Origin of the sequence: Moorena sp. SIO3H5 (genome assembly GCF_010692395.1) — a bacterium.
Lineage (GTDB): Bacteria > Cyanobacteriota > Cyanobacteriia > Cyanobacteriales > Coleofasciculaceae > Moorena.
Genome location: NZ_JAAHHS010000252.1, coordinates 1 through 11,246 on the forward strand (window position 1 = coordinate 1; position 11,246 = coordinate 11,246).

At 43.9% G+C, this 11,246-nt stretch carries 13 protein-coding genes; 7 read left to right on the plus strand and 6 right to left on the minus strand.

Features of this window, described 5'->3' with window-relative positions; translation table 11 throughout:
- Positions 1–1,312, plus strand: a 1,312-nt coding sequence (locus F6K52_RS23670; protein WP_293083597.1) for a WD40 repeat domain-containing protein, incomplete at its 5' end; no start/stop codon positions are given.
- On the opposite strand, the gene F6K52_RS23675 is transcribed toward F6K52_RS23670, so the two are convergent.
- Complete coding sequence (locus F6K52_RS23675) at positions 1,303–2,262, minus strand: Rpn family recombination-promoting nuclease/putative transposase (RefSeq protein WP_293083600.1); 960 nt, start codon at positions 2,260–2,262, stop codon at positions 1,303–1,305. The two genes, F6K52_RS23670 and F6K52_RS23675, sit on opposite strands and share 10 nt — an antisense overlap.
- Before the next feature lie 68 nt (positions 2,263–2,330).
- Here F6K52_RS23675 and F6K52_RS23680 point away from each other — a divergent pair, with 68 nt between their 5' ends.
- Genes F6K52_RS23680 through F6K52_RS23690 form a run of 3 tightly spaced genes read left to right on the plus strand, consistent with a single transcriptional unit; the run spans position 2,331 to position 3,397 of the window.
- Positions 2,331–2,615: a hypothetical protein gene (locus F6K52_RS23680; protein ID WP_293083603.1), complete on the plus strand. Its 285-nt coding sequence runs from the start codon at positions 2,331–2,333 to the stop codon at positions 2,613–2,615.
- A gap of 42 nt (positions 2,616–2,657) precedes the next feature.
- Positions 2,658–3,074, plus strand: a complete 417-nt coding sequence (locus F6K52_RS23685) for a XisH family protein (RefSeq protein ID WP_293083636.1) — start codon at positions 2,658–2,660, stop codon at positions 3,072–3,074.
- On the plus strand, positions 3,062–3,397 hold the full coding sequence (locus tag F6K52_RS23690; RefSeq protein ID WP_293083608.1) for a XisI protein: 336 nt from the start codon (positions 3,062–3,064) through the stop codon (positions 3,395–3,397). The genes F6K52_RS23685 and F6K52_RS23690 overlap by 13 nt, the downstream gene beginning before the upstream one ends.
- A 66-nt stretch (positions 3,398–3,463) precedes the next feature.
- On the opposite strand, the gene F6K52_RS23695 is transcribed toward F6K52_RS23690, so the two are convergent.
- From F6K52_RS23695 to gyrB, 3 genes are all read right to left on the minus strand, one after another.
- The gene (locus F6K52_RS23695) at positions 3,464–3,787 is read right to left on the minus strand and encodes a XisI protein (RefSeq protein WP_293083612.1); all 324 of its coding nucleotides are present in this window, start codon (positions 3,785–3,787) and stop codon (positions 3,464–3,466) included.
- A 61-nt stretch (positions 3,788–3,848) separates the two neighbouring features.
- Complete coding sequence (locus F6K52_RS23700) at positions 3,849–4,472, minus strand: type I restriction endonuclease (RefSeq protein ID WP_293083615.1); 624 nt, start codon at positions 4,470–4,472, stop codon at positions 3,849–3,851.
- A gap of 540 nt (positions 4,473–5,012) precedes the next feature.
- A complete protein-coding gene (gene gyrB, locus F6K52_RS23705; RefSeq protein WP_293083618.1) occupies positions 5,013–7,460 on the minus strand; it encodes a DNA topoisomerase (ATP-hydrolyzing) subunit B in 2,448 nt (815 codons plus the stop codon).
- 202 nt (positions 7,461–7,662) lie between these two features.
- On the opposite strand from gyrB, the gene miaA reads away from it, so the two are divergent.
- On the plus strand, positions 7,663–8,661 hold the full coding sequence (gene miaA, locus F6K52_RS23710; RefSeq protein ID WP_293083621.1) for a tRNA (adenosine(37)-N6)-dimethylallyltransferase MiaA: 999 nt from the start codon (positions 7,663–7,665) through the stop codon (positions 8,659–8,661).
- Positions 8,658–8,780: a hypothetical protein gene (locus tag F6K52_RS23715; RefSeq protein ID WP_293083624.1), complete on the plus strand. Its 123-nt coding sequence runs from the start codon at positions 8,658–8,660 to the stop codon at positions 8,778–8,780. The genes miaA and F6K52_RS23715 overlap by 4 nt, the downstream gene beginning before the upstream one ends.
- A 71-nt stretch (positions 8,781–8,851) precedes the next feature.
- On the opposite strand, the gene F6K52_RS23720 is transcribed toward F6K52_RS23715, so the two are convergent.
- The gene (locus F6K52_RS23720; protein ID WP_293083627.1) at positions 8,852–9,088 is read right to left on the minus strand and encodes a hypothetical protein; all 237 of its coding nucleotides are present in this window, start codon (positions 9,086–9,088) and stop codon (positions 8,852–8,854) included.
- Positions 9,089–9,186: 98 nt separating this feature from the next.
- On the opposite strand from F6K52_RS23720, the gene F6K52_RS23725 reads away from it, so the two are divergent.
- Complete coding sequence (locus F6K52_RS23725) at positions 9,187–9,576, plus strand: hypothetical protein (protein ID WP_293083630.1); 390 nt, start codon at positions 9,187–9,189, stop codon at positions 9,574–9,576.
- A gap of 224 nt (positions 9,577–9,800) precedes the next feature.
- On the opposite strand, the gene F6K52_RS23730 is transcribed toward F6K52_RS23725, so the two are convergent.
- Positions 9,801–11,246 (minus strand): ATP-dependent DNA helicase RecQ, encoded by a 1,446-nt coding sequence (locus F6K52_RS23730; RefSeq protein ID WP_293083633.1) that lies wholly within the window; start codon positions 11,244–11,246, stop codon positions 9,801–9,803.

An 11,246-nucleotide genomic window follows, 5' to 3' on the forward strand; every position in this document is an offset into this window, starting at 1 on the left:
GAGGCTGGCCACGGCATCAAGGGACAACACCGCCAGAATTTGGGACAACCAGGGCAATGAAATCGCCGTGCTCACCGGGCATCAGGACCCGGTATTAAGTGTAGCCTTCAGCCCGGATGGACAGAGTCTGGCCACGGCATCAAGGGACAACACCGCCAGAATTTGGGACAACCAGGGCAATGAAATCGCCGTGCTCACAGGGCATCAGAACGGGGTAATGGATGTAAAATTTAGCCCCAATGGACAGAGGCTGGTCACTGCTTCATATGACAACACTGCCAGAATTTGGGACTTACAGGGCAATGAATTAACCATGGTCACAGGGCATCAGGACAGGGTAACGGATGTAGCATTCAGCCCCAATGGACAGAGGCTGGCCACTGCTTCAGGAGACCGCACTGTCAGAATTTGGGACTTACAGGGCAATGAATTAACCATGGTCACAGGGCATCAGGACAGGGTATATAGTGTAGCCTTCAGCCCCAATGGACAGAGGCTGGCCACTGCTTCACGAGACGGCACTGCCAGAATTTGGGACTTACAGGGCAATCAATTAGCCATGGTCACAGGGCATCAGGACAGGGTAACGGATGTAGCATTCAGCCCCAATGGACAGAGGCTGGCCACTGCTTCAGGAGACCGCACTGTCAGAATTTGGGACTTACAGGGCAATCAATTAGCCATGCTCACAGGGCATCAGGGCTTGGTATATAGTGTAGCCTTCAGCCCGGATGGACAGAAGCTTGCCACTGCTTCATCTGACAAAACTGCCAGAATTTGGGACTTACAGAGCAATGAATTAGCCCTGCTCACAAGGTATCAGGACAGGGTAACGGATGTAGCCTTCAGCCCGGATGGACAGAAGTTTGCCACTGCTTCATCCGACGGCACGGCCAGAATTTGGGACTTACAGGGGAATCAATTAGCCGTGCTCAGAGGGCATCAGCACAGGGTAACGGATGTAGTATTCAGCCCCAATGGACAGAGGCTGGCCACTGCTTCCTTCGACAAAACTGCCAGAATTTGGGACTTACAGGGGAATCAATTAGCCGTACTCACCGGGCATCAGTCTTCGGTAATTAATGTAGCATTCAGCCCGGATGGACAGAGGCTGGCCACTGCTTCACGAGACGGCACTGCCAGAATTTGGAAAGTTGAAAGTTTAGGTGAGCTGCTGCGTCGGGGCTGTGACTTGCTGGAAGATTACTTTGTTAGGAATCCTGGAGCTAAGGAGAAGTTAAGGGTATGCCGGGAAGAGGGAACAGGGAACAGGGAACAGGGAATAGGGAATAGGCAAGAGTTTCACAACTGATCAATGTCATCCACACTCAACCCAGTATATTGAGCAATATCCTTCAGGGGTAACCCTGCGGCCTTCATCTGTTTAACAACCTTTTGTATACCTGCTTGTTCACCTGCTTGTTCACCTTCTTGTCTACCTTGTTCGAGACCCTGTTGGAGACCTTCTTGTCTACCTTGTTCGAGACCCTGTTGGAGACCTTCTTGTCTACCTTGTTCAAGACCTTCTTGTCTACCTTCCTGAATCAAGGTTTGATTAACACTGTACATATCCCGGTAGACCTTCAGACTATCCTGGTACAGGGCTTGCTCTTCAGAGGAGAAATTGGCAATCTCGGCCACTTCAAATAGCTGGGCAAACACATCCCCTTGCAACGGTTCAGGGGGAGCATTACAGCTCGCCAGATGCCTCAATAAAAATAACCACTTATCAAAATGGGTTTCTAATTGATCAACAGATTTAGTAAATTTTGGTAGTTCTACATAGATGAATTTCAACTTATCGTAGAACACTTCACACCGCTGATTTTTTAGCTCTACCACATGCAACAATTCTGAATCGTGCTTATGGTCATCAAAACTAAAATCCAGAATACCGACGGTGTAGACTGCCGTTAGCTGATAATTCCAATTTCCCTGTTGCGCTTGTTCTTGGATGGGGAAAGTGGCATAGTAGACACTGCGGTCTTTGAAGAACGTTTGTTTTGCCTTTTGCATTTCCACAATGAAGCGTTCACCGGTTGTGCTCTGACAATAAATATCGAAAATCGCTCTTCTGTCCACTAAGGTCTTACCCAAGAACTCTGGATTCTTAATAGTGACATCCTGAATCTGATGGTGGGGAGGCAACAGCGTATTTAAGAAGTCGATCAACAGTGCCTTATTTGGCTCAGTGCCAAAAACGCGCTTAAAGCCGAAATCCGTGAGCAGATCAATGTATTTATCTGGCAAGGAGAAAACCATATCAAAAATTCAGATTAATCAAAAGGTATTTTTATTAGCTTTAATTTCGTCTATCTCCCTATTTCTGGATGGGGTGCATCTCTTTGATTTTACTAAAAAACTCTGGAGCTCTTGCCCCTATTGCCTATTGGGGTGCATCTCAATCCATGCTGTTTGAGCCGGTGGCTGGAATGGGCATCAGGCGTGGAACAGGCTTCCAGCCTGTGGCAATTTTCGGAAGGGCGGTTCCAACACTAGTGGTGCGTTACGGAACGAGCTATCCCAACACTACCAGGGTGAACATGAGTGCGATCGCGTCTTATCAAGCACCCTACGGCTGTCACGAAATTACAAATCGTTCCGACTATAATTAAGATAGGCTTTTATTGTGGCACCCACACTTAATAATTTTGAAAATGCCAGCCAAAGATATTTATCATGACACAGTAAAAAATGCACTAATCAAAGATGGATGGACAATTACCAATGACCCTTTAAGCATTAAAATAGGTAAAAAAGATATCTATATTGACCTAGCGGCTGAAAAATTATTAGTAGCTGAAAAACAAGGACAAAAAATTGCTGTAGAAGTTAAAAGTTTTGTTGGTTCATCAGAAATAGAAGATCTAAAAAACGCCTTAGGGCAATATATATTATACGATAAAGTTCTTAAACGTCAACTTTCAGAACGTATTCTTTATTTAGCTATTAGAGAAGTAATATTTAACCGCTTATTTACCGAAGAAGTCGGACAGATGTTATTAGAAGATAACACGCTTAAAATTATTGTTTTTGACCCGGAAGATGAGGTGATTATAAAATGGATAAATTAGAAAACTATCGCCAAATTATTCGTCAAACCTTAACCCCTTATGTTAACATTCATTACTCTAATGTTAATATCCGTAACCATGCAGCATTTGACCGAGAGACAGACCAATATTTAATTGTTTCTGAAGGATGGAATAACCAAGAGCATCTTCATAGTTGTTTGATTCATGTCGGAATTATTAATTCTAAAATCTGGATTAAATGTGACAATACTGAAGACGGCATTGCTAATGATTTAGTGGCAGCAGGTATTCCAAAAAGTGATATTGTTTTAGCTTTTCATCCTCCAGATGTTCGCAAATTTACCGAGTTTGCTGTTAGTTAAAATCCGGTTATATTGGGTGGAACAGGCTTCCAGCCTGTGGCAATTTTCGGAAGGGCAGTTCCAACACTAGTCTTCCATCGCAGCAGCAATAAGTTTGCGGACGCTGGGAGAGCGAAATCCCAGTATAATATCTTTGGGAGAAACACCCCGCTCAATTAATTCACGATCGATGTAAATCTCAGTACTGTTGTGCTGTATCCAGATTTGACCTTCGATCAGCTCAAGATGCATGGCGCAGCCATAGATGCGGTACTCATTACGCCATTCGTTGTGGAAAACCAAATAACAATCCCGTTCTCTATCAAAGATAAGTTGAGCATTGAGATCATAACTGGCAAAGCTTTGTAAAAATTCGCAGGTAATCTGACGATATTGATCTAATTTATCCATTGGTGAATAACCTCATGATTCGGATCGTAAACAATTAATCGGACTTGATATTAATACTTGATTATTGCTTCACTAACTGATTAAAGCGCTTTAGGATTTTGAGAACCTGCTCCAAGCCTGTCTTATTCCGAAGAGAAAATGAATCTGACTCACCATACTTTGGTGTATTGTCTTTGCTCAGTTTTAGAAAAATAAAATCTGGCCCATTAGTGATAAATCCAAAAGCAGGTCTTGTTGATTCGAGATTCCTTAGCATATAACTTAGTGCTTGGGGGATGCCAACTTCCAGGGAGTAATCGGCTCGTTTGGCTTCGATGACTAATACCCAAAATTCAGGAGTATAGATCAGTAGGTCAAGTCGTCCGGTAATAATTGTTTCTTGATCTTGGGAAGTAATTTCTACGACTTTCTCTGCAGTAATATAAAAGGGAGGACGATAAAAACCAGCTAGTTTCAATAATGGGGAAAGTACTACCATTTTGACAATGGTTTCCACCATTGGGCGCTCTGATAAGTGGAGATAGTCTTTCTTTATTTCGTTTAGCTCTTTTTTTTCTAATTCTGTTAGTTCTGGTAAATCATCTTGCCACTCCTGAAAGAATTGCTCATCATCAGTGCGCTCTAAGCCAAACTTTACTCTTAAATCATAGAGGGTAATTTGGTTAGCTGGAATTGCGGTAACCATGGCTTGATTTACTATAAGGGAACAGGGAACAGGGAACAGGGAACAGGGAATAGGGAACAGGGAATAGGGAACAGGGAATAGGGAACAGTGGACAAGAATTGACGCATTTTATCAATGTCCTAACTTTAATGGGTAGTGCTATACAGGGTTTTTAATAGCTATGAGGTACACAGTTCTCACACTTCCGATTTCCCTGCTCAGAAGTAGGGAACAGATGTAGGGTGGGCAGTAAGTATCATGCCGATGGTAAAGTTTGGAATTAGTATGATTACTGCCCACCTTCCGATTAATTTGACTCTGATGGTGGGCAGTGCCAATAACCCCTAGTACAAGCTCGAAATTTATTAGGAATCACTGCCCACCCTACGATTAATTGTACTATAGCGGTTTTTAGCTCAATGAGGTACACAGAATTTTTTCCCTGTTCCCTCTCTTCCCCTCCTGGGAGGGTTTAGGGGTGGGTTCCTGTTCCCTGTTCCCTGTTCCCTAAAACCAGGAACTCTGTACCTCACCAAATTCAAAACCGCTATAACCTAGACCCTAAATATCTAAATCGTGTAGATTGAGTCGAGCGCCATAGGTTTCAATGAATTGGCGGCGAGGAGCAACCCGGTCTCCCATGAGTACAGTAAAGATTCTGTCTGCTTCAGCAGCATCTTCGATTTCGATTTGCTTCATGGTGCGAGTTTCTGGATTCATGGTGGTATCCCACAACTGCTGTGGCATCATTTCACCTAATCCTTTGAATCGTTGGATGTTATAGTTAGCGTTTTCAGGAAATTGGCTAATCCGCTGTTGTAGTTCGCGATCGCTATAACAATAGTTATGGTTGCGACCTCGTTCTAGTTTATATAACGGAGGACAAGCAATGTAGATGTACCCTTGGTCTACAAGGGCTCGTTGATAGCGGTAGAAGAAGGTTAGTAATAAAGTACGGATGTGAGCGCCATCCACATCAGCATCAGTCATTATTACAATGCGGTGGTAGCGTAAATTGGACGGATCGAATTCTTCTCCTTTAATCCCTAGCCCTAGGGCTGTAATTAGGGATTGGATTTCTGTGTTCTTGTAAATTTTGGCATCATCAGTTTTCTCAATGTTGAGGATTTTTCCACGCAGAGGGAGAATAGCTTGGAATTGGCGATCGCGTCCTTGTTTAGCACTGTTGTGAACAAACACCCCACTCTCTAAAGCGAAATTATGGGTATGAGGCACTTCAATATCATAAACATCCACCAATTGTTCTAGGGATTCAATGGAAACAACTTGGTAGTTATAGTTAGCAACAGCTTCACAAACCTGTGTCTGATTACCGGCAACAGCGGAATAAGCTTGTTTGTTTTGCGTTTTGATGTTTGCCTGTTTCCTGATTTCTGCCAGTGGGCGATACAGAGGCATTAGTAAATCATCAGGAGTCAGAGATACTGCAGGCTTATAACTACCATCTTGCAACATGAAGCGGTGATCGGGAGTGCAAATAATGGTTTCTGAGTTATCTAAGGTAAGTTTGATGACTTTAGCATTGGCTTTGGTGATTCTAGGATTGATAATCCGTTCTATTCCGATGCTGCCGTTATTGGTAATCGTGTAGCAAAAATGCTCTTTACCCATAGCTTGTTCAGCTACGAGTTCCTTGAAGCTCAAAGACCGTCCATCAGCGAGGGCAACCTGTGTCTCTCCAGAAAAACATCCCCCTGCACTATCCCCCTCAACGATGAATATCTCTGATTCCCCTGGGTCCCGAGAACTACAATCGGCTAACTTACCGGGTAAGGGAGAAGACTCTAGTACTGATTTCCGCCGCACTAATTCACGAGCACGACGAGCAGCTTCTGCGGCTTTATAGGCTTGAATCGCTTTTTCTAAGATAGTATCGACCACTTGGGGACGAAAATCCAGGTATTCAGTCAAGACTTCCCCAACTAGGGAATCTACAATGCCCCTTACTTCTGTATTTCCCAGTTTAGTTTTGGTTTGACCTTCAAATTCTGGCTCTGGGACTTTGACAGAAATCACCCCAGTTAATCCTTCTCGGACATTCTCACCACCTAGGTTAGACTCACTTTCTTTGATTTTATTGCGCTTGCGTGCGATCGCATTCATGGTTCGGGTCAAGACTGTCTTGAGCCCCTCCAAGTGGGTACCACCATCAATGGTGCGAATATTGTTCGCAAAACCCAGCAAATTATCACTATAGGCATCAATGCACCATTGTAGTGCCACTTCCACTTGGATACTTTTGCGTTCCCCTTGTATATAAATAATCTCCTCGTGTAGGGGGTGCTTTTCTCGGTTCATGTAAGCGACATATTCCTGGATACCTCCCTCGTAGTGATAGGCTTCTACTCTGGGTTCTTCCAGGCGATGGTCTGAGAAGGTAATTTTAACACCAGCATTCAGGTAAGCCAGTTCCCGCAGACGTCCGGATAAGGTAGTGTAATCAAACTCAATACCGCCAGTAAAGATTTCGGTATCTGGCTTGAAGTTTACTGAGGTACCAGTGTGGTTTTTTTTATAGGGCTTGACGAGTAGTTCAGTCATGGGCACACCCCGCTCATAGCGCTGGGTATGTTCTTTTTTCTCCCGCCACACCGTTACATCTACCCACTCAGACAGAGCATTCACTACGGAAACACCAACACCGTGCAATCCTCCAGAGACTTTATAGCCGCCACCACCAAATTTACCACCGGCATGAAGTACGGTCATTACGGTTTCCAGTGCTGATTTCCCTGTGGTAGGGTGGGTGTCCGTAGGAACTCCTCGTCCGTCATCGGTAACGGTTACGGAACCATTGCTATTGATATCTACTTCGATGTGAGTACAATACCCAGCCAGCGCTTCATCGATGGAATTGTCTACAACTTCGTAGACTAGATGATGGAGACCCCTAGGTCCAGTTGTCCCGATGTACATCCCTGGGCGTTTCCGCACCGGTTCGAGACCTTCTAGAACTTGAATCTGATCGGCACTGTAACTACTCGTCATAATCTTTCGGGGTTCTCTGTTAAAAGCTTTGAAAGGCTATGATTTATCAAAAATGATAAAACACCAAAAGATTGTAGCACAAAAGCCTTATAGGCGACCACAGCCCACTTTCATAGATTATTTCTATAGGGGATTGACTATATAGTTTATGACCTTATCAGTGGGTCAGTGGTCGAGTTGATCGCGAATGCCACAATGGAAGATGAAACAGCCCTCCGCCCAAAACTCAACACTTAACACTGAGCACTCAGCAGTAATCGTAATTTGCGGTGCCACAGCCACAGGTAAGTCTAGTCTAGGAATAGCATTAGCCCAGCGCGTTAGTTCAATAATTCTTAATGCTGATTCTCGTCAGGTTTACCGAGAATTTGATATTGGAACAGCTAAGCCGACACTGGCTCAACAACAGCAGGTACCCCATTATCTGATTGATATCTGTGATCCAACCGAAACCTTAACTGTAGCTGATTATCAACAGCAAGCCCAGGAAATTATAGCTAGCGAACACAGGAAACAAAAGCAATACCAGCTAGATCAAGCAGAGTTAAACAATAAACCTCTTTTCTTAGTTGGTGGTACTGGTTTATATATCAAATCCGTAGTGCGGGGGTTAAAAATTCCTCGGGTTGCGCCTCAGGAAGATTTGCGTCCGCAACTAGCTGCTCTTGGTCAACCTCAGCTCTATAATTTCCTCCAACAGATTGACCCTGTTGCTGCTCAAAAGATTCATCCCAATGACCAAGTGCGGACATTGCGGGCATTGGAAGTATTTTACGTAACTGGAATTCCGATATCACAGCAGCAGGGAGAGAATCCTCCTAATTATCCAATTCTCCAGATTGGTTTGGAATGTCAGGATTCTGAAACTATTACCCAGCGGATTGCTCAGCGTACTGACCAAATGTTAGCAGCAGGATTTGTGGCTGAGGTGGAAACGATTGCTCAGAAGTATGGATGGAATTTACCGTTACTGGATACCTTGGGATATCGGGAAATTAAAGATTATCTTGCTGGTAACTTATCCCTTGAGCAGGCCAGAGAGTTAACTGTTGTCCACACTCGCCAATTTGCTAAACGTCAACGCACTTGGTTTAAGGCTTATCCAGAGATTCAATGGTTTGATGCTGATTGTCCTGATTTGTTGGATAAAGTTTGGCAGCGGATAGAAGGTTTTTTAGAGGAATTAAGAATTAAGAATTGAGAATTAAGAATTTAGAATCGGGAATCGGGAATCGGGAATCGGGAATCGGGAATCGGGAACTTTGGAGCAGTAGTCAAGAGATCGGAGGAGTTTTCGGTGTTAAGCTGTTGTGCATTTAAATTGGATATTATTCAGTGTCTTGATGCAGTCGCTCATGGTTTGAATTTACCGTAAGACAGTTGAGCCTTAATCAATAAGTTTTACCCCTTTTCTGCATAGCCGACCAACCATAAAGGCTCAACTGTCTAAGGTTTGGTCTCCGGGGGAAACCACGGCAGTCGCTCATGGGGGGAACCCCCAAGACCGCGCTGCCTTCCCAAGACCGCGCTGCATCGCTTAGAAGATAAACCCTGTCTTGATGCGATCGCTGATAGGGATTTCCTCCAAAACCGTAATGGTGCGCTTGACCCGTAATTAAATTCGCCACGGGTCGCACCTCTGCATCGCTTTAACAGAGATGTCCGCTGTAATCCAGCTATATTAATTACTATAGCTGGAACTTAAACAAGAAATGGAGAGCACTCTATGAAACGTTTCAAGTGGCTCAGTATCTTTCACTATATTTGGGGCGGCATTTATTTCTTCTTTGGATTGTTGCCATTTAGTATTTATTTCGATTTTTCGAGATATATAATCCAGATGCGTCCTTCATTATGTGTTAATGAACCTTTCCGAGGAGATATATGTGATAGTTGGATAATTTTCTCCACTATCGCCATGCATATATTTCTACTTGGGTTTGGAATTGTTAATATAATGGCAGGATTATTCTATCAGCGAGCCAAGCCAAATACTGCTAACTGGATTGCGGCATGTGTGAATCTGTTGAGTTTACCAATTGGTACAGCATTAGGAATATATAGTCTGTTTAAACTCAATAATTATTTAAAGGAATTACAGCAATATAAAAAATAAAAATTGAATAAGCTGTGTCTTGATGCAGTCGCTCATGGGGAGGGGCTGCATCAAGACAAGGTCGTTTAAATGCGCGACAGATTATTTTAAGGTAGCCTAAAACAAGCACAATTACTCCCCATCTCCCCATCTCCCCATCTCCCCACCCTTCCCTCTCTTGCCCTACTCCCTACTCCCTACTCCCTACTCCCTAAAACCTAAGACGAATTAGCTAATCCAATTGATCAATGGGATAAACAATTATCACAGCGATCGCATTTAAAACCAACTGCTTCTTTAGTAAAACCAAATGCCTTTAGTAAAAATTGCCAACGACACTGGCGAGTTTTCAGGTATTTATTCATCTGAGACTGGGCTTGCTGTTGGATATTACTAACCTGTGCTAGGGAGGAAAATTTTTTAGACCGGTGTTGTCGGTAATGGAATGGATCAATCCATTCCAGTTGACCAGCACTGTCGAGGAGTGCTAAGGCTATGGCACCATTGGGAAACTCTTTGGCTACTTTGGCTACTTCTCCCTGGGCTGGTAATTGCTTTGCTAACTGTTGAGTTTGTCGGTATTGCGATCGCATTTGATGGGCAAAAAATTCTTGTCGTTGCTTATCCTCTGGATTGAACCATCCCGTTGGTTCACTGACTAAGGTCAAAGCATCCGCTGGTTTACCATCCCTTCCCCCACGACCTACTTCCTGAATATATTCGGATAAGAGTAAAGGTGCTTGGAAATGCACAACCCAGCGTACATCTGGCTTATTAATCCCCATGCCAAAGGCACAGGTACATACCACAAATTGGGTCTGACCACTAATCCAGCTGGCTTCAATTTTCCGACGCTCCTGAGCACCCAAGCCAGCGTGGTAAGCTGCGGTGGAATATCCCAAGGAAGTAAACCATTGCGCTAACACTTCACTATCTTTTCGGGAACGGACATAAACTAACCCAGCTTGTTTAGGTCTGGCTTTAATATAGTTCAATACTCGTGTTTCGCGTCCTTTGGGAGTCCAGACGGTTTGGACCTGGAGGTTAAGATTGTCTCGATAGGGGCTAATTAAAAATGTTTGGGGTTGTCGCAGTTGCAAGACTTTGCGGATGGTTTCTTGAGCCTTGGGGTCAGCAGTAGCAGTAAAGGATGCGATCGCAATTTTTGTTCCCTTGGGCTTACACTTAAGCAGTGCTGGTCTTACTGCACCCAAACGGCGATAAGCAGGTCTAAAGGTATCACCCCATTGAACCAAACAATGGGCTTCATCTAAAATCAATCCATTAATCTGAAGCTGTGGCTGACACAACCGTTTCCACACTGGTTCACTGAGTAGGGTTTCTGGGGATAAGTAGAGCAATCGCAATTGTTGCTTTTCTATAGCTTGAAGGGTTTGTTGCCGTTGGTAGCGAGGTAATTCACTATGTAACAGAGCAGCAGGTAATTTGCGATCGCTCTTCAGAGCGCGCCAAAGGCGATCGCGCAATTCCTGTACTTGATTTTCCATCAATGCTACGAGTGGAGAAATCACTAATGTTAATCCAGTTTGTAATAACGCTGGTAGTTGAAAACAAATCGACTTACCACCACCAGTAGGCAAAACAATTAAAGCATCCCGTTGTTCTAAAATCATCCGAATAATTTCACCTTGGGGAGGTCGAAAATCCTCGTAGCCCCAGAATCGTTTCAA

Coding starts and splice junctions, on each gene's coding strand:
- F6K52_RS23675 (WP_293083600.1), bottom strand. CDS start 2,262: ATGGTTTTCTCCTTGCCAGATAAATACATTGATCTGCTCACGGATTTC.
- F6K52_RS23680 (WP_293083603.1), top strand. CDS start 2,331: ATGGGGTGCATCTCTTTGATTTTACTAAAAAACTCTGGAGCTCTTGCC.
- F6K52_RS23685 (WP_293083636.1), top strand. CDS start 2,658: ATGCCAGCCAAAGATATTTATCATGACACAGTAAAAAATGCACTAATC.
- F6K52_RS23690 (WP_293083608.1), top strand. CDS start 3,062: ATGGATAAATTAGAAAACTATCGCCAAATTATTCGTCAAACCTTAACC.
- F6K52_RS23695 (WP_293083612.1), bottom strand. CDS start 3,787: ATGGATAAATTAGATCAATATCGTCAGATTACCTGCGAATTTTTACAA.
- F6K52_RS23700 (WP_293083615.1), bottom strand. CDS start 4,472: ATGGTTACCGCAATTCCAGCTAACCAAATTACCCTCTATGATTTAAGA.
- gyrB (WP_293083618.1), bottom strand. CDS start 7,460: ATGACGAGTAGTTACAGTGCCGATCAGATTCAAGTTCTAGAAGGTCTC.
- miaA (WP_293083621.1), top strand. CDS start 7,663: ATGAAACAGCCCTCCGCCCAAAACTCAACACTTAACACTGAGCACTCA.
- F6K52_RS23725 (WP_293083630.1), top strand. CDS start 9,187: ATGAAACGTTTCAAGTGGCTCAGTATCTTTCACTATATTTGGGGCGGC.